Source organism: Cycloclasticus sp. P1, from assembly GCF_000299965.1.
Classification (GTDB): Bacteria; Pseudomonadota; Gammaproteobacteria; order Methylococcales; family Cycloclasticaceae; genus Cycloclasticus; species Cycloclasticus pugetii.
This window is the reverse complement of record NC_018697.1, coordinates 1,678,989-1,697,436: the sequence shown is the minus strand read 5'-3', so window position 1 is coordinate 1,697,436 and position 18,448 is coordinate 1,678,989. Positions and strand designations below refer to the sequence as shown.

Here is an 18,448-nt window from a genome sequence, read left to right as displayed (position 1 = left end):
TAATGCTCAACATACTTTATTATCACAGGAAGATTAAGGATGGCTAAAACGGATGCGTTGCTTAAAAGTAAGAATTTATCAAACGATTTGACAGATTTGCTTGTAAACGAGGAGCTTTTGTTTGTACCCCAAGCTATAGAGTCAGAAAGCTTCGAGTATGTTCGTAAAATTGAATTTACAATTCCTGGAGATGCGCCCACCTCGGGCCTACATATTCTTGTTAAAGAAGTTGAAGACGGTTTAAGTTTTATCGTTAGCACTTTGGACGGCTCAGGGAAATCCACCGATGTAAGGGGGTTGTTTTTTAATATCAATGACGCCTTAAAACTGTCTGGATTAGTTGCTACTGGTAATGATGTTAGTGATCAGCAATTAGGTGGGGCAAACGATTTAGGTAACGGCGCTAATGTTAAAGGTAAAGCAGACACTTTTGATATTGGGATAGAGTTTGGAAGCGCTGGTAAAGCTAAAGACGCGATTACTCAAACAGAATTTCACTTGTCGAACAGTGCAGGGGACTTAACATTAGATGATATTGCTAATGTTGAGTTTGCGGCTCGAGTGAATGGGTTAACGCATCAATCGTCAAAAATAAATGTAGTAGCGCCGGCATCGCCTGATGCTAACGATGACGTAGAAAATATTTTTGAAGATGGAGCGATTGGGTTAGGTGACCCATCTACCGTGCCAAATGGTATTCAATTTAATGTATTAAATAATGATACAGATGCTGATGGAGACAAGCTAACCATCATAAATACACGTGGTGCTCAACACGGCACAGTGACGATTATTGATGGTAATGATGCAGATGACTTAGTTGGCGATGCTGTCTTATACGTACCCGATGAAGATTACAGTGGTGTAGATAGCTTTCAGTACCTCATTGATGATGGCAATGGCGGAACTGACTTTGCTACTGTGAGCGTGAACATTGAAGCCGTTGCCGATACTCCAGATCTAAGTTATCAAGTGCTGAGGGGGCCAACAGTTAATCAAATTATTCTTCGAGTTGATAGCGCGCAAACGGATGCGGATGGCTCTGAATTTATTGATCGTTTTGAGTTAACCGCTACTAACCCTGATGGTTCTAGCTTTAATTTATCTTCGTATATAGCCGAAACCATATATAACCCTGATGCTGAAAGCCTTACTGAAACACATGATTTTTTGATCAGCCTGCCAAAATTTAGTGATACTGACTTTAATCTAAATATACGTGCAATAGCCAAAGAAAAGAGCAACGCAGATGAGCAATATGCTGATGCATCGCTTCATATTTCGTCGAATGCACAGTCTCAACTGTTTAGCCAAACGTTTATTGCTGATGATCACAGTATTTGGCATGGTGGTGATGCCTTTAATGCCAGCGCATCGTATACGGCGAGTTTAAAAATAGATGATTTCAAGCCTACCGATACAATAGGCGCTTATAAGGATATAGATACTCGTGTAGCTGGCGTAGGGGTAACAGCCGCGGCCAGTGGGCAAATTTCAGAAAAACTAGATTTTGAAGTGAGTATAAAAAACACCTTTAATATTAATGGTGGAACCGTTGATGCTAATGTGAAATATGATGGCAACATTAACAGTTTTTATAATCACACGACCGATTGGTTACAGTTTGAGACATCAGCAACCCCCGATTTAATGAGCAGTCGCTTTTGGGCCTCAACACCTAAGCTTACCTTTGAGCAAGAGTTACTTAAATTTGCAGCAGCGGCCGATATTCAAATAAGTGGCGCTGCGTATATGCAAGTTCATACGGGAGGCTCTTCGCATGACATTTTTAATCAACAACCTTTTGCTGATATGCATTTATACCCCTCGTTTGGAATTGATAACCAGAGCTTAGTTCGCTTTGATGGTGACAAACTGCATTTATTAAATGGCCTTTATACGAAAGACAGTCTCTCTGGTACGATTGATGATGCCTTGCAAAATACCTTGGTTGAATGGAAATTCAGTGCCCCACAGTTCAGCACAAGTAGTAGTGGTATTAATTATAGCGATCAATCTTTATACGGCTCCAATTCAGATGATTTTTTAGAGCTTCGTTACGATTTGGATGGTATTGCTGCATCTCTTGCCGGTAAGCCAAACCCTCTTGATTTAACGTATAAGCTAGGCAATGACACAGTATCAGCGGACTTTAATGTTGAAGTGGTCGACTATGACTTGGTCAATCCATATAAATTTGGTCAAGACTATGAGCTGGATCTTGAGGGCTTGAATGGCCTATTAACCCTGGAGGATGAGTCAGAAATTTTCTTTGAATTTGGTGACACCATTGATGTATTTGATGCGAGTCAACATGATCTCAACGGTGATGGGGTGGTTGAATATGCGTTGACACTCACACCTGATGCTCTGTTTGAAACAGAGACAAATTTAATAGTTGGTCTACAAGACGAGTTAGATATTTTGAAAGGGAATATTACACTGAATGCTGGTCCGGTTAGTTACTCGACACCGACGCTAGGTCCCGTTTACGAATTAGATGGGACGCTTGTGAGTACTGCATATAGCAAGGAAGTAACGTCTCAAAAATTTGCATTTGATTTAGGCTCAACAGAATTAGACAGTTTAATGGCATAAATACAAATCCAAGTTATTTGGTTTTTATAACGACTGCGTCATTGAGTTTACTTGAATGTTAGATCTTAGCCATAAAAAGCGCTACATAAAAAGGTAAAGCCATAGAGCCTAGCTAAATAACGTACAAAGCCAGTATCACTATTAAAGTAGCTGGCTATATGATTTGGCAAGACAGGGTGTAGCCTAGGTTTGCCATAACACTGGACTCTTTGTTTAAGTCAGCCATGGTCACGTCTTGTTCAAGAAAGAACTGTTTATCAATGCTTAGCATCATTTCGCGCCCATCAACCTGAAGTGATAATAAATCGATAACTAAGGGCTGGCGGCTATTATTTAAAATAACAGCTAAGCGAAATAGGCGAATTAACCGCGTTAACATTTTATGGCTGATAATTCGAATGTCGGGAAGCCGTCTTCGTCTAAACCGTTTTCTAGCCCCAATGACGATGGTTGAAAGCAGAAGCTGCTCGTCTTGGTTATAGCCCGCAAGGTCACTGTTAGCCAAAATATAAGCTGAATGTTGCTGAAAGTCAGTCACATTAATTTGCTGGCCAACCTCATATAAATAAGCGGCCTCAAGTAATAGAGTCTTAAGTTTCGTTGAGGTTAGACTCCAGCTTTTTGAAGTTTGGTGCCAAAATTGCTCGCAAGTTTCTGCTATTTGTTGGGCCTGCCTACGGTCAACGTTGTAAAGACGTTGTAAATGTTGGCGAGTACGCAGTCGTGTGTCTCCTTGTTTATTTTGTTGCTCCATTTCAAACAAGACGCCCTCGCGCAAGGCAGCAGAGCAGAATGTCAAAGCAGTTAGGTTTAGGCTCTTCATAAGGGCAATCATAATGGCTAAGCCAGCAGGTAAAACCATGGCTCTAGCTTCGTCAATACCAACTAATGAGAGCTTAGAGACACCGTCTATTTGGCATAATAAATGTTGTAATTTGAGTAAGGTATTTAATTCTAGATGGTCGGTTGTTTCGCTGACTAAACCGATCGCCTTAAAAAGGGCTTTGGCGGTGCCTGATGTTGCAAAGACCTTATTTGGGTGACTTGTCCTAAAATGATGGGAAAACTGCTCAAGTTTTTGCAGTGCGGATACCTCGGCCCGTTTAAATGATTTTTGATTCACGCCTTTACTGAAGTAACGTTCTGTAAAGCTGATGCAGCCCATGTTTTTGCTGTCTCTATATTGAGTATCAGTGCCTTCACCCAGCACTATTTCAGTACTGCCACCACCTATATCAACCACCAAACATGAGTCTTTGATTTCTTCGCTACGAACGACCCCTTGGTAGATTAATCTGGCCTCTTCAGAGCCTGAAATTATTTCAATAGGAAAGCCCAATGAGTACTCAGCCAGTGAGAGAAAAGCATTACGGTTAACAGCTTCTCGCAAGGTATGAGTGGCCACGACACGACATTTTTTAATTTGATGTGTTTTTATTGTAGCGCCCATTTCTTTAAGACTGCTTGCTGCTCTTAGCATCGCCTCGTAACTTAATTCATTAGCCTTATTTAACCCCGCTCGTAAGCGTACTCGATGTTTTACCTTATGCAGAGGTTCAAGCTTACCGGCATTTAAGCGAGCAATAATTAAGTGAAAACTATTAGAGCCTAAATCTAAGGCAGCAATTAATTCTGATTGGGTATCGGCGTTAAGGCTAGTCATTTCTTGTTAGACTCAAGGTCTTTTAGATAGTTATACACCGATATTTGAGAGCGAATTTTTCGCTTATTGCCTCGTGGCAAATATTTGTTATGTTGTTTCTTATCTATAATTCTGGCCTTTGTCTTATCGGACCATTGGAGGTTAAAGATATGGATAATTTGTTGCTGAATGGCAGGGTCATAAATAGGGCAGCCAACCTCTACACGCCGCTCTATATTACGCGTCATCCAGTCTGCCGAACTAATGGTAACGCGAGGGTCTCCATTATTATGAAAAATCGTAAATCGTGTATGTTCTAAAAATCGGTCGACAATAGAAATAACTTCAATATTGTCACTAAGCCCTACAACCCCAGGAGCTAAACTGCACATTCCCCTCAAGACGATTTTAATTTTCACACCGGCACTACTGGCCTCGTACAACTTATCAATAACTTGCTTATCATCAATGTTATTCATTTTAATAAGAATTTCAGCCTTATGCCCTTTTTTGGCCATCTTTATTTCATTCTCAATCGATTTATTAATCCAATCTCTTGTGCCGATAGGGGAAACAATTAAATGTTTAAACGTGGTTTTTTTATAACTGTGCGCAATAAAGTCAAAAACAAGCGCAACTTCCTTGGTAATCGCTTGTTTGTTGGTAAATAAACTAAAGTCGGTGTAAACCTTAGCTGTTTTTTCGTGAAAGTTACCGGTGCCAACGTGAGCGTAATAGGTTTGTTTTTTATGTTCATGTCGGCCAATTAAACATAATTTAGTGTGGCATTTTAATGAGGGTAAGCCAAAGTGAACCTTAACACCCGACTCGGTTAAGATACGCGCCCATTCCATGTTGGCTTGTTCATCAAAACGTGCGTGTAACTCAATAACAGCAAAAACTTCTTTGCCATTTCTAACCGCATTGATCAGTGACTTGATAAGCCTACTGTTGTTGGCTACACGGTAGAGGCAGATTTTTATTTCAAATACATTTGGATCAAAAGCTGCCTGACGTATCAATTCGGTAAAGTGATCAAACTTATGATAAGGGTAACAAAGCAAAATGTCTTGCTGCTTTATTGCATCAAAAGGGCAGGCATGACGGGAAAATTGCCTAGAAACCAAAGGTGTTAACGGAGGGTTTTCAAGGTGTTTACGCCCCACATTAGGGAAGTCAATAAAGTCTCGGAAATTATGATAACGGCCACCTGGCACCACACTATCATGACGTGTAATGCCAAGTTTAGATTTCAGCATGTCGATAGCATGATCGGGCATGGCTCGTTCGTACACAAATCGCACAGGCTTAGCATGTAGGCGCTGCTTTAAACCGATAGATAATTTTTCTAAAACCGATAAATCAATATCATCGGTTAGACCGAAATCAGCATCTCCCGTTACCTTCATAGCGTAAACATTGCAGACCTTGTAATTAAAATAGGCGGCAAAAATATTGTTTATGCAATAGCGAATAATATTGTCGGACATAATAATATCTCGTCGTCGTTTACCTTTTTCACGTGGTAATTCAATAAAACGAGGAGAGTCTGTGGTTGGTATCGCAATGGCTGCATACTGTATGTTTTTACCACCCAGCATTTCACAAATTAAATAGCTGAGGTCATCTTTTAATAAGGCCGCTAAATTAGTATTTTTATTGATAATAATAGGCTCAATAAAACCTTGTAGATGATTGGTAAAGTATTTTTGTAGCCAGTTTCCTTGCTCGGGGCTCAGTTGATCTTCATTAATTAAGAAAATGTTTTTATGCGCGAGCCCTTTCAATACCTCATGGTAAGTGACATCAAATTCTTCTTGTAGCTTTAAGACCTTTTTTTGTATATCACGTAACAAGTTTTTGGTCGGTGTTTGTTCATCAAGGTCTTTCTCAATAAGAACCCGACGCTTAACATTGGCAACGCGCACCCTAAAAAACTCATCTAGGTTGTTTGAAAAAATGCCTAAAAACCGGACTCTTTCTATAATAGGTGTGGATTTATCAGCTGCTTCTTGTAGCACGCGCTCGTTAAAGGACAGCCAGCTGAGTTCTTTCGCAATATATTTCGCCTCTAATTTTTTGATCACCTCACCCACCTAAGCTGTTTACTAAAACTTTATTATGTAGAGGCAAGATGACAGGTTCGTGACAGTATCTAATCCTTTGATTTTATGGGGCGAAATTTTCCTGTTACACGGAAAGGGCTGGGATGGGTATTTGTGCCTTGCGCCTGCATATTGTCATCGTTCTGACACTTCGTTGTCATCATCATTGGTTACATTCACTGCAAATTCTAAGGATGAATGCCATGCTGAATACCACACGAATATCTCGTTTAGATTATTGCTTCAAAATTGTTTTGGAGCAGTCTCGTATTGGTGATTTAAAAGTTTGTAATAAGCAAAACCTGATCTATCTCTTGTTAATGTTAGTCATTTCATTCGGCCTCTTCAGCGGTGAAGAAACCCCCATAGTTGCTGGACAGCAAATTGGCTTAAGTGGCTATGAAATTCACGCAACGCCCAAGATGATAGCGGGTGTTAAAGATAATGCATCTGGCCTAACCTATAACAGCAATACCAATACATTATTTGCTGTTGTTAATAACCCAGAAACGCTACTGGAGCTGACAAAAGACGGTGAGCTAATTCGTCGTATTGATTTAATTGGCTTCGAAGACACAGAAGGGGTGATGTATCTCGGCGGCGAACGATATGCCGTGGTTGAAGAGCGAAAAAGAACCTTGGTAATGTTCGATATTAATGCGCAAACAAAGGTTGTTAATAGGGCGGGCTTAAAGAGCCTTCAGTTGGCCATAACATCAGGTAAAAACAAAGGATTTGAAGGGTTAACTTATAACCAAGACAGTGGGGATTTATTTATCATTAACGAGAAAACACCTCGTCAACTGATAAAGCTGTCGGGTTTTGTTGAATCATCTGATATTGCTATTTCAACGCCGTTTTCTTTAGAAAAAACCTCTTTTGGCGGTGAGGATTACTCAGGGGTGCATTATGACGATCAAACAGGCCACCTAATACTCTTAAGTGACGAATCTCGTCAAATGGTTGAAGTCAATAAAGAAGGGATTGAAATCAGCCGATTGGACTTGAGTAGAGGGAATGCTGGTTTGCACGATGATGTACCGCAGGCTGAAGGTATAACAATGGACAAAGACGGTGATATTTATGTCATCAGCGAGCCGAATTTTTTTTATCGTCTCAAGAGTAAAAATCGCCTGTTAAAAGTCGCGTCAAAAAATGACTAATTGAGTTAAATCAAACTGGCTACCCCATCTATACCATGGCTTCGGTATTTAACTGGGCAAGGTTTACCGGCAACGGTTATGTGCTGGTTAGCCTTGGTGTTCTTGTTATCTTTCAACTGTTTTTTACCTATCAAGAACCGATACAGGACCTGTTGGGTACAGCTGCAAGCAATTTTGCTAAAACTTGTGTTAGGCATAACAATCACGAACTTAAACTAGCGCCTTCTTTAAGTTGTAGGTCAGCCTCTTTTTATACGCACTACTTTCATAATTTCTAAATCAATGCCAGCAACAGTTTCTTCTGTTGGGTAATACGTCATGTTTACTCGGGCGCCTTTTAAGCTCTGGTATTGACCTTTGCGCTTGAATTTAAAGGGCACAGTGCAACCTTCTACCATCAACGTATGTAAAACCCAGTCGCCTTGAGGGCGTTGAACATGTGACATAACCTTCATTAATTCTGAGTGAGTAAGGCTGGGGTGTTTTTCAATTAGTTTTTGGGGGTCTGATTGCATGTTTTTTAATGATTAATTTAACCAATAACCGTTAAAGAACTTATTGGTTCTTTGTTAAGAGTGGGCGCTAGCTAGACTGACCCCCATAATTCACTCTATTTTGATATTCACGTTCTTTTAGGGTACTAGGAATAACTGCATTTATAAGGTACAAGTTATCAAAATAATGGTTAAGATACGACAACTAAACGAACAAGGAAAAGATGATGAGTAACTCAATTTACGATATAGCGCTAACTAAAATTGACGGTAACGAATCAACCCTCTCTGACTACCAGGGAAAGGTTATGCTGATTGTTAATGTGGCTTCTAAATGCGGCTTAACCCCTCAATATGAAGGTTTAGAAGCGCTTTATCAAGCATATCAAGACAAAGGCTTGGTGGTATTGGGTTTGCCTTGTAATGATTTTGCAGGGCAAGAACCGGGCAGTGAGGCTGAAATTCAAGCATTTTGTTCAACAAACTATGCCGTCAATTTTCCGCTGTACAGTAAAGTAAACATAAATAGCAGCCCAAGGCATCCGCTATACGAATGGCTTATTAATGCCCAGCCAACAAGCAAACAGCTGGAAGGTGGTCAGTTAATGAGCCGGCTGGCAGAAAAGGGTTTATCGCCAGCGGTAGAAAGCGATGTCAGCTGGAATTTTGAAAAATTTCTAGTGGCGCGTGATGGTTCAATTAAAGGCCGGTTTGCGCCTGATATAAAGCCTGATGATGCAAGCCTTATTAACGCGATTGAGGAAGCGTTGAACGCTTAAGGGTTTGATAGGCTAGTCTCTCTGAAGCGCTTATCTATTGTTAAATGAGTATAAGACATCGTGAGTTCCAGATATTTAAGTTGTAGTGATTTTAAATTTATCAGATGCTTGCGATGTTTTTTTAGTTTATTGAGTGTTGCGCTTGCAACTTGAATGCACCTTTATTCATAGTGAGTCCAAAGCCTGATTACTTTTATAGTATGTTCCTTTTCGTGTATTTGATAAACAAACCTATGCTGAATGTTGATACGACGCGAATATGCACCAGATAAATCGCCAACCAACTTTTCATAGGGTAGTGGGTTTTGGTAAGGGTCTTTTTGAATTATATTTAGAAGAGATTTTGCTTTATTCTTAAGCCCAGAAGAAGAAAGTTTCCTAGCATCTTTTTGAGCTTGTTTTGTATAGAGTAGCTCCCAAGTCACCAATCAAGCTCCTTAGAGCTTTCGGATAAGTCTTGTTTTAATCCCTCTTGGATAGATTCTCGCATGCCTGGAACGGATAACAAGTTAAGCGTTTCAGAGATGGCGTTCCAGTCTTCTTCTGCCACTAAAACGGCATTACCTCTTTTTCCTGTAATGATGACAGGTTGGTGTGTTTCAGTAGTCTCATCTATAAGACTATACAGTTTAGATCTAGCCTCAGTAACGTTTAATATGGTCATAATATTTTACCTCCAAGCTAAGCGTACGCCTAAACGTACGTAAATTCAAGTCTTTTAAAAATCAAAGCGTTAAAAGCTAAGTTGTGAGTAAAGGGAAGCTTATTTTTGAAGAAATTAAGCTGACCGCCCCTTGATTTCGTCGAGTAATTTGAAAAATAGAAATGCGTGATTGCAAGACCTGAACCCTATTATTTTTTCGTACGCAAATTCAAGTCTTTTAAAACCAAAACGTTAACGCTAAGTTGAGAGTAAAAGGCAGCTTATTTTGAAGAAAATCAAGCTGGCCACCCCTTTGATTTCGTCGTGTCATTTGAAAACAGAAATGCGTGATTGCAAGACCTGACCCTATTATTTCGTTTAGATGCTTAACGCCCGCATTTGCGGCTGGTTTGGAGCGCAGCGGAAAACCAGTCCGACAACATGCGCTTGTTAAGCCTCGGTAGCATCTTCAGGTTCGACTTGCTCTGGAGATGATTCTTCATTGTCAGTGACAAGGCCAATGAGAAATTGCACTGGCTTTGTAAGTGCCTTATGAACTTTCAGCGCTTTAGCTGTAAATGAATCAACTTTGTCTATTAGCTTTCCTAGTCGCTCTATGACATCGGGCTCTGAATCAGCCACATTTGATAATTCTGTTTGGTTGGCGACTACCATGCCTATGGTTGACTGAAGAGACTGTTTAAGGCCCTTAGCACCGTTGATCTGATACATAGAAAGGGCCGCGCGCAAGCGTTCTATTTCTTCTAGGAGGGTAATTCTTATTCCTCCTTCTAATGAACTATTTAGAACTGAATTAAATAACTCATCGATTAACTTAGCAACTTGCGCTAAGTCTTCATCTTCCAGCTGCTCTTCATTATAAATTGATAACAAAAGTTCGGAGCAAAATTGGAGCCTTGTCATTACGCCATCATTTAACTGCTGCTTTTGCGCTTTCCATGTTGTATTGAGATTGAGGGGAAATATTGCCCTTTCAATTTGTGGGAATGAAGAAAGGTACAATTCTTTGTTCACACCTTCACCCATGCTGACAAGACTTTTAACCTGTTCGCCGAGCTGATACACCTCAATTACCTTTCTGGTAATCGCAAAGTCATCACTTTCGTCTTCATCTAGAACCTGAGCCCACATTTGACGAACTTTTAGGTCGTCTCCTTTGCTTTTCGCTTTACGCAAAATTTCGTAATAGCGACCAGCTGGATTATTGATATCTATCACTTTATCTCCTTAGTGACTCTAGAGGCTTAACAGCATGTTTTATGGGATTGCATCCCACAAAACAGTATTACCGGGAATCCCGATAGTTTTATTTGGTTGATTTTAATAAAGGAGCTTAACTTCTTGTAATATTTATACATTATTTCCATTCCATTGGACTCTTGAGTTTAAATAGTGGGAATTAATCCCACATATCAATAAGCTTTTTTACCCAGTCAACTTCTTATATTTAAGCCGTCTAGGTTGATCCATCTCAGCACCCAATCTCCGTTTTAAACAGCCTCGTACTCTTCATTTATTATCAATCGATATTTATCTCTGCTAAGCGTCGCTCGCGCATTAATAGAAAAACGGGTACTGCAAAAGCGACCGCAACGGTAGCCGTTAGTAGAATATACACCCACCATCGAGCCATTGAGAGGCGGCGAGCTTCAACAAATGACCAAACAATAAAAGCGCCCCAGATAACCAGCACATCATTGGTTAAAGAGCTTGAGGCATTGTTAATATAGGCCTGATGAATAAAATGACTAAGTGAAAACCCACCCTGTTCAAGCATATATTGAATATTAAAGTACGACGTTAACGTGACGCCCGTTAAAGCAAATAAAGCATAGATTATTTGACGGCTTTTGGATGAGTTGAGCATTAATCGTCCTTTTTTAATGGTGTTTATGGTGCGAAATCATAGGGGCAATCAAATTGATATTCGATAGCCCCATGAATGAATTTTTCTACCCCGCCAACTTTTTATATTTTAACCTTTTAGGTTGATCTGCTTCTACACCCAGTCGGCGTTTTAAATCGGCTTCATATTCTTCATAATTTCCTTCAAACCAGACTACATTACTATCGCCTTCAAAGGCAAGCATGTGGGTGGCTATGCGGTCTAAGAACCAGCGATCATGCGAGATGACCACGGCGCAACCGGGGAAGCTGAGTAGGGCTTCTTCTAGTGCGCGCAGGGTTTCAATGTCTAAATCATTAGTCGGTTCATCCAGCAGTAATACATTACCGCCTTCTTTCAGTACTTTAGCTAAATGCACACGGTTACGTTCACCACCGGATAGGTCGCCCATGCGTTTTTGTTGGTCAGATCCTTTAAAGTTAAAGCGTCCAACATAAGCGCGTGATGGGGTTTCATAGGTGCCAACGGTAATCACGTCGTTACCTTCTGATATTTCTTCGAATACGGTTTTGTTGTCGTCTAAGTTTTCGCGTGATTGGTCTACGTAGGCGAGTTTTACGGTTTCACCTATCTTAATATCACCACTGGTGGGTTCTTCTAACCCGCCCATCATTTTGAATAGGGTGGATTTACCTGCGCCGTTGGCACCAATAATCCCCACGATGCCACCTTGTGGCAGATTAAAGTTTAGGTTGTCGAATAACACGCGGTCACCAAAGGCTTTGCTGATATTAACGGCTTCTATCACCGAATCACCTAAGCGTGGGCCGGGTGGTATGTAAATTTCCTGTGTTTCGCTGCGTTTTTGGAACTCTTTGGATTGCAAGTCATCAAAGCGTGCCATACGTGCTTTGCTTTTAGCATGGCGGCCTTTCGGGTTTGAACGCACCCATTCTAGCTCTTTTTTAATGGAACGTTTTTGCGAGGCTTCGGCTTTTTGTTCTTGCTCTAGTCGTGCGTCTTTTTGTTCTAACCATGATGAGTAATTGCCTTCCCAAGGAATGCCGCGTCCGCGATCGAGTTCTAAAATCCACCCGGCAACGTTATCTAAAAAATAACGGTCATGGGTAACGGCAACTACGGTACCGGTAAAATCGTGCAAGAAGCGTTCTAACCATGCCACAGATTCAGCATCTAAGTGGTTGGTTGGTTCATCAAGCAGCAACATATCGGGTTTTGAAAGTAATAATTTACACAGCGCAACGCGGCGTTTTTCACCCCCTGATAGTTTGCTAACATCGGCATCCCATGGCGGTAGGCGTAGGGCATCTGCGGCAATTTCCATGGTGCGATCGGTGTCGTGGCCATCACCAGCTTGCAGGATGTTTTCTAACTCGGCCTGTTTTTTTGCTAGGGCGTCAAAGTCAGCATCGGGCTCGGCATAAGCGGCATATACAGCGTCTAATTCAGCTTGAGCATTGGTGAGGTCACCTAACGCTTCTTCAATGTTAGCGCGTACGTCCTTGCTTTCGTCTAATTGCGGTTCTTGGGCGAGGTAGCCAATTTTAATGCCTGGCTGTGGGCGCGCTTCGCCCTCTATTTCGGTGTCTAACCCAGCCATAATTTTTAGCAGGGTCGATTTACCTGAGCCATTTAGACCCAAAACACCAATTTTAGCGCCGGGGTAAAACGATAAATAAATATCAGTAAGAATTTTACGTTTTGGGGGAACGACTTTACTAACGCCGTTCATGGTGTAGATATATTGAGCCATTTGTAATCCGTTTATTATTTAAATAAGACTTGTTCTAAGGGTAGTAAACATAGTTAAACGCGTATTAATCGTTTATGGCGCGGCTCGTTTAATGGCGAGTTGGCGCGCATAGTTATTGATAGATATTTTATACAATGATTGGATGGCGTTATAGGCGTAAATATCAGATTAGGTAGCGATATAGGTGGTTTTTTCTTATAAATTAGATAAATGCGTATTACAATCTTATTATATTGCATTGCACAAATAATTTTATTTTAAGGAAGGAACATGACTGAAAACAGAATGTCGAGCTTTATTGCTCCTCAAACAATTGTTGTTATCGGCGCCAGTTCACGTGATGGCTCACTCGGTAAGATCATTGTTCAAAACTTATTGTCTGGCGGTATGGCGAAAGACAATATCAGTATTGTTAACCCTAAGTATAAACGTGTACTCGACCTTCCTTGTAGTGCCTCGGTAGATGAACTTGAATCTGCAGTGGATTTAGCGGTTATTGTTTCACCACCTAAGACTGTACCGGGGTTAATTGCTGAACTAGGGCAAAAAGGGACAAGAAGTGTTGTTGTCATTACCGCTGGGTTTTCTGAAGGCAATGGCACCGGTGGTAAAGATCTTGAGGCGCAAATGTTGAAAGAGGCGCGTCAATATAATGTGAGAATTATAGGGCCGAATTGTTTAGGGGTTATCTCACCGATTAACAAATTAAATGCGAGTTTTAGTCATTTAATGCCTAACAAAGGAAAGATTGGGGTCATTTCTCAATCAGGCGCCATGTTAACCTCGATTATTGACTGGGCATGTGGTCGCGGTATCGGTTTTTCTCATCTAGTGTCGCTGGGGGATATGGCTGATATTACATTTTGGAGAGGTCTTAGATGCGATGTCAATGGACTCAGAAACGGAAGCTATTGTTATTTACATGGAGTCGGTTCAGCATGCGAGGCGCTTTATTTCAGCAGCAAGGGCCGCCTCTAGGACGAAGCCGATTGTTGTGCTGAAAGTGGGTCGCTCAGATGCGGGCAGTAAAGCAGTAGCGTCTCATACGGGAGCAATGGCAGGTTCTGACGATGTCTATCAAGCTGTTTTTGATCGTTCAGGCTTACTTAGGGTCAATGGGATGAGTGAGCTTTTTTATGCTGCTGCATCACTGACATCGGTTAAACCACTGGATAAGAGTGGCTTAGCCATTTTGACAAATGGTGGTGGTATGGGTGTATTGGCAACAGACGCATTGGTTCAATCAGGTGGGGTGTTAGCGCAGCTGTCAGATGTCAGCAAACAAAAGCTTGATAAGGTGTTGCCAAAAACATGGTCGGGTGCAAACCCTATCGACATTATTGGTGATGCTGGACCAGACCGTTATGCTGCCGCCTTGGGTGTTCTTCAAGAGGATGAAAATATTGGTGCGATATTGGTCTTGAATTGTCCGACGGCTGTTTCATCAAGCATTGATATAGCGAAGGTTGTGGCTGATATTGCTGCAACAGGTAAAAAATGTGTGCTCACCAGTTGGGTGGGTAGTGCAACCGCCGAAGCAAGTCGTTCCTTGTTTGCTGAGCGAGGTATTCCGAGTTATGCAACGCCTGAATCGGCGGTTAATTCATTTATGTATTTAGTACATTATCGTCAAAACCAGAAAATTTTGATGGAAACACCGCCCGCGCTGACAGAAGATTTAGAGTTTGACGTTAAGACAGCACAGTCTATTGTTGACAAAGCGGTAGCGCAAAAGCGCGAATGGCTTAATGAAATGGAAGCAAAGCAGGTGTTGGCAGCCTATGGTATTCCGACGGTAACAACACGCTTGGCCAAGACGGCGAAAGAAGCTGTTAGCTTTGCAAAAGAACTGGGTTATCCAGTAGCGGTGAAGATATGTTCTCCGGACATTCTTCATAAGTCGGATGTTCAAGGGGTGGCACTGAATTTGGCGAGTGAAGCAGCGGTAAAACAAGCTGTGTTGGATATTCAAAATACTGTTCAACATCACCGGCCAGATGCGCAAATAGAAGGCTTTTTTGTTCAAAATATGGCTAATTATAAAGACGCGCATGAGGTGATCTTAGGTGTGTTAAATGACCCAACATTTGGTCCGGTTTTAATGTTTGGCCAGGGGGGTACAGCGGTTGAAGTGTATAACGATAAAGTGCTAGCCTTGCCTCCATTGAACCTTAAGTTAGCAAAAGATATGGTGGCGAGGACGAAAATTTATCATCTGCTAAAAGGTTATCGTGATCGAGAAGCTGTTGATATGGATGCACTTTTGCTAACACTGATTAAACTCTCTCAATTAGTTGTGGATTTTGATCGCTTAGTTGAGTTGGATGTTAATCCGTTGCTGGTTAATAGTCAGGGTGTTGTTGCGCTCGATGCCCGCATACGTATTTCTATAAAAAGTGAGGTGAAGACGAACAGGCTGGCTATACACCCTTACCCACATGATCTTGAAGAGAAAATAACGCTTGCGTCCGGTAAAACCTACGAATTGAGACCGGTGAGACCAGAGGATGAACCGGCGCTGATAGAAAACTTTAATCAGTTAACCAAAGAAGAGATACGGTTTAGATTTTTTAATGCAATAAAGACGATGAGTCACCCCATGGCAGCACGTTTTTCGCAAATTGATTATGACCGTGAAATGGCGTTGGTTATAACGGACCCAAGAACACAAAAAAACTGGAAGCTGTACGCCGTGGTGCGCTTAATATCAGAAGCATTTGAACCAAGGGCCGAGTTTTCTTTAATTGTTAATCATGTCGTTGGCCGACAAGGCTTGGGTACGTTATTGTTGAAGAGGATTATTCATTACGCCGAATCAAGAGGGCTTAAGGAGGTGTATGGTTCAGTGTTGGCAGAAAACAAAGTCATGCTAGATCTGTGTAAAAGAGCCGGCTTTACGATGCAAAGTCAGCATAATGAACCCGGGGTGGTGACGGTGAAGCTGTTATTAAATCGCGAAGCGTCAAACAGTTGATTTAGCTCAGTTGCATTAAAGCACGTATGTGTTGTTCGGCACTACGTCCCAATGCTTTTAGTGCGTAACCGCCTTCGAGTACAGAAACAATGCGATTGTGCGAGTAGCGCCGTGCAATCGCTATAATTTCCTGTGTTACCCAAGCAAAGTCTTGATCTTGAAAACACAGGGTCGCGATATCATCTTCCCAGTGTGCATCAAAGCCGGCCGATATAAAAATAAACTGTGGTTTAAAAGCATGTAAGGCGGGTAACCAATGTTGTTGTACCTGAGCGCGGAACTCTGCCCCTGTTGAGCCTGACTTTAAAGGCGTGTTAATGAGCTTGTTGGGGATGCTCGGGCGATTAGAAAATGGAAACAGAGGGTGCTCATAGCTTGAGCAAAATAGCACGCGATCATCTGCCTCAAAAATGTCCTGTGTGCCATTACCTTGGTGGACATCAAAGTCAACAATGGCAATACGATCTAGTGTGTGTTTTTCAAGAGCGTGCGCAGCCGCAACAGCAACATTGTTGAAAAAACAAAAGCCCATCGACTTGGATCTTTCCGCATGGTGCCCCGGTGGCCGAACAGCACAAAAAGCATTTTCTATGTGCTTGTCCATAATAAGGTCAACCGCAGTGGTGCCTGCGCCTGCAGCTTTTAGCGCAGCGTCTAGGCTATGTTCGTTCATTAGCGTATCAGGGGTGATTTGAAAGAGCGCTTGCCTGCTGCCAGGGGCGTTATCAACTATATATTCAAGGTGTTGCTGGCTATGAACTCGCAATAAAGCGGCTTGCTCGACATTTGGCGCCTCAATATGCTCTAAAAGGTCCCAAAGCTGTTGGTGTTTTAATTGATCTTGAATGGCATATAGGCGACTTGACCTTTCTGGGTGTCCATCCCCCATGTCATGTTTAATTAAATCAGCATGCGTGATGTAGGCCGTTCTCATACAACATTGGTCCGGTAGTTTATGATGTTAATAATATACATTAAAGAACTTGAGCATGCGTTGATCAGGCTTTAGGATGCCAATTGGTGTTGGTTTTTCAAAGTTCTTGTGTGCTTTCTGCTAAAAATAGCCTTGTAACCACAATATGATGTAGAATTCGCTTTTTTATTTAATTAACGACGTTGGAAACGGCACGAGGAAACTAAATGTACAACAAGCGCATGACCATTGAAGGATTTGATGACGAACTTTGGGCGTCTATTCAACAAGAAGAGCAACGCCAAGAAGACCATATTGAGCTGATCGCATCTGAAAACTACGCGAGTCCTCGTGTGATGCAGGCGCAGGGTTCTATGTTGACTAATAAGTATGCAGAAGGCTATCCAGGTAAACGCTATTATGGTGGTTGTGAGTATGTGGATATTGCTGAGCAGTTAGCTATTGACCGTGTTAAAGAGTTGTTTGGTGCAGATTATGCCAATGTGCAACCTCATGCGGGCTCACAAGCCAATGCAGCAGTTTATTTCGCACTTTTACAAGCAGGCGATACCATTTTAGGGATGAGTTTGGCACACGGTGGGCACCTCACGCATGGAGCTAAAGTAAACTTCTCGGGCAAAATATTTAATGCCGTTCAATACGGCTTAAATGAAGTAACCGGCGAGGTAGATTATGAAGAAATTCAAGCACTGGCAAACGAACATAAACCTAAAATGATTGTAGCCGGTTTTTCTGCGTATTCTCGTGTAATGGACTGGCAAAAATTCCGTGATATTGCGGATTCTGTTGGTGCGTATTTATTTGTAGATATGGCGCATGTTGCCGGTTTAGTGGCGGCGGGTGAATACCCAAGCCCAGTAGGGATTGCTGATGTTACTACATCAACCACACATAAAACATTACGTGGCCCACGTGGTGGTTTAATTTTGGCCAAATCCAATCCTGAGATTGAGAAAAAATTAAACTCAATGGTCTTTCCAGGTACTCAAGGCGGCCCACTGATGCATGTGATTGCAGCGAAAGCAGTGGCCTTTAAAGAAGCGTTGTCACCTGAATTTAAAGCTTACCAAAAACAAGTTAAAGTAAATGCTAGTGCGATGGCCGATACCTTTATCGCACGTGGTTATAACATCGTGTCAGGTGGTACAGACAATCACTTGTTCTTGGTTGATTTAATCGACAAAGGCTTAACCGGTAAAGCAGCTGAAGCAGCCCTAGAAGCGGCGAACATCACGACTAATAAAAACTCTGTACCGAATGACCCTCAGTCACCCTTTGTGACCAGTGGTATTCGTTTAGGTGCGCCAGCAATTACAACACGCGGCTTTAGCGAACAAGACAGCAAAGACCTTGCTGGTTGGATGTGTGACATTCTTGATGACATTGAAAACGAAAGCGTTCAACAAGCGGTTAAGGAAAAAGTATTGGCCATTTGTTTACGTTTACCTGTTTACGCAGATTAAGGTTTAAGCCAT

15 protein-coding genes are annotated in these 18,448 nt (G+C 41.7%); 6 read left to right on the top strand and 9 right to left on the bottom strand.

The window, feature by feature from the left end; genetic code table 11:
* Nucleotides 1–39: 39 nt before the first annotated feature.
* The gene (locus Q91_RS08125) at nt 40–2,598 is read left to right on the top strand and encodes an Ig-like domain-containing protein (protein WP_015006407.1); all 2,559 of its coding nucleotides are present in this window, start codon (nt 40–42) and stop codon (nt 2,596–2,598) included.
* 154 nt (nt 2,599–2,752) lie between these two features.
* Here Q91_RS08125 and Q91_RS08120 read toward each other — a convergent pair whose 3' ends face one another.
* Nucleotides 2,753–4,261, bottom strand: coding sequence for a Ppx/GppA phosphatase family protein (locus Q91_RS08120; RefSeq protein WP_015006406.1), 1,509 nt, complete (start codon nt 4,259–4,261; stop codon nt 2,753–2,755).
* A complete protein-coding gene (gene ppk1, locus Q91_RS08115; RefSeq protein WP_015006405.1) occupies nt 4,258–6,327 on the bottom strand; it encodes a polyphosphate kinase 1 in 2,070 nt (689 codons plus the stop codon). The genes Q91_RS08120 and ppk1 overlap by 4 nt, the downstream gene beginning before the upstream one ends.
* Before the next feature lie 221 nt (nt 6,328–6,548).
* On the opposite strand from ppk1, the gene Q91_RS08110 reads away from it, so the two are divergent.
* Nucleotides 6,549–7,508 carry an SdiA-regulated domain-containing protein gene (locus Q91_RS08110; RefSeq protein ID WP_041230589.1) on the top strand — a complete coding sequence of 320 codons (960 nt, stop codon included), beginning with the start codon at nt 6,549–6,551 and terminating at the stop codon, nt 7,506–7,508.
* A 239-nt stretch (nt 7,509–7,747) separates the two neighbouring features.
* On the opposite strand, the gene Q91_RS08105 is transcribed toward Q91_RS08110, so the two are convergent.
* Nucleotides 7,748–8,023, bottom strand: a complete 276-nt coding sequence (locus tag Q91_RS08105) for a hypothetical protein (RefSeq protein WP_015006402.1) — start codon at nt 8,021–8,023, stop codon at nt 7,748–7,750.
* 203 nt (nt 8,024–8,226) lie between these two features.
* Between Q91_RS08105 and Q91_RS08100 the strand changes: the two genes are divergently transcribed.
* The gene (locus tag Q91_RS08100; protein WP_015006401.1) at nt 8,227–8,781 is read left to right on the top strand and encodes a glutathione peroxidase; all 555 of its coding nucleotides are present in this window, start codon (nt 8,227–8,229) and stop codon (nt 8,779–8,781) included.
* Between the two features lie 161 nt (nt 8,782–8,942).
* Here the strand turns inward: Q91_RS08100 and Q91_RS08095 are convergent, their stop codons facing one another.
* The 5 genes from Q91_RS08095 to ettA all read right to left on the bottom strand — a co-directional run bounded on the left by Q91_RS08095 (nt 8,943) and on the right by ettA (nt 13,065).
* Nucleotides 8,943–9,206 carry a Txe/YoeB family addiction module toxin gene (locus tag Q91_RS08095; RefSeq protein WP_015006400.1) on the bottom strand — a complete coding sequence of 88 codons (264 nt, stop codon included), beginning with the start codon at nt 9,204–9,206 and terminating at the stop codon, nt 8,943–8,945.
* Nucleotides 9,203–9,445, bottom strand: coding sequence for a type II toxin-antitoxin system Phd/YefM family antitoxin (locus tag Q91_RS08090; protein WP_015006399.1), 243 nt, complete (start codon nt 9,443–9,445; stop codon nt 9,203–9,205). The genes Q91_RS08095 and Q91_RS08090 overlap by 4 nt, the downstream gene beginning before the upstream one ends.
* Before the next feature lie 429 nt (nt 9,446–9,874).
* Nucleotides 9,875–10,663 (bottom strand): hypothetical protein, encoded by a 789-nt coding sequence (locus Q91_RS08085; RefSeq protein WP_015006398.1) that lies wholly within the window; start codon nt 10,661–10,663, stop codon nt 9,875–9,877.
* A gap of 301 nt (nt 10,664–10,964) precedes the next feature.
* Nucleotides 10,965–11,312 (bottom strand): DUF2834 domain-containing protein, encoded by a 348-nt coding sequence (locus tag Q91_RS08080; protein WP_015006397.1) that lies wholly within the window; start codon nt 11,310–11,312, stop codon nt 10,965–10,967.
* 85 nt (nt 11,313–11,397) lie between these two features.
* Entirely contained in the window at nt 11,398–13,065 is a 1,668-nt protein-coding gene (ettA, locus tag Q91_RS08075) for an energy-dependent translational throttle protein EttA (protein ID WP_015006396.1), read from the bottom strand.
* Between the two features lie 270 nt (nt 13,066–13,335).
* On the opposite strand from ettA, the gene Q91_RS11660 reads away from it, so the two are divergent.
* On the top strand, nt 13,336–14,043 hold the full coding sequence (locus Q91_RS11660) for a CoA-binding protein (protein ID WP_050999776.1): 708 nt from the start codon (nt 13,336–13,338) through the stop codon (nt 14,041–14,043).
* Nucleotides 13,955–16,039, top strand: coding sequence for a GNAT family N-acetyltransferase (locus tag Q91_RS08070; RefSeq protein ID WP_202948163.1), 2,085 nt, complete (start codon nt 13,955–13,957; stop codon nt 16,037–16,039). Before Q91_RS11660 ends, Q91_RS08070 begins: the two co-directional genes overlap by 89 nt.
* A gap of 1 nt (nt 16,040) precedes the next feature.
* Here the strand turns inward: Q91_RS08070 and Q91_RS08065 are convergent, their stop codons facing one another.
* Nucleotides 16,041–16,973 carry a histone deacetylase family protein gene (locus Q91_RS08065; protein ID WP_015006395.1) on the bottom strand — a complete coding sequence of 311 codons (933 nt, stop codon included), beginning with the start codon at nt 16,971–16,973 and terminating at the stop codon, nt 16,041–16,043.
* Between the two features lie 206 nt (nt 16,974–17,179).
* On the opposite strand from Q91_RS08065, the gene glyA reads away from it, so the two are divergent.
* A complete protein-coding gene (glyA, locus tag Q91_RS08060) occupies nt 17,180–18,436 on the top strand; it encodes a serine hydroxymethyltransferase (protein WP_015006394.1) in 1,257 nt (418 codons plus the stop codon).
* Nucleotides 18,437–18,448: the final 12 nt, after the last annotated feature.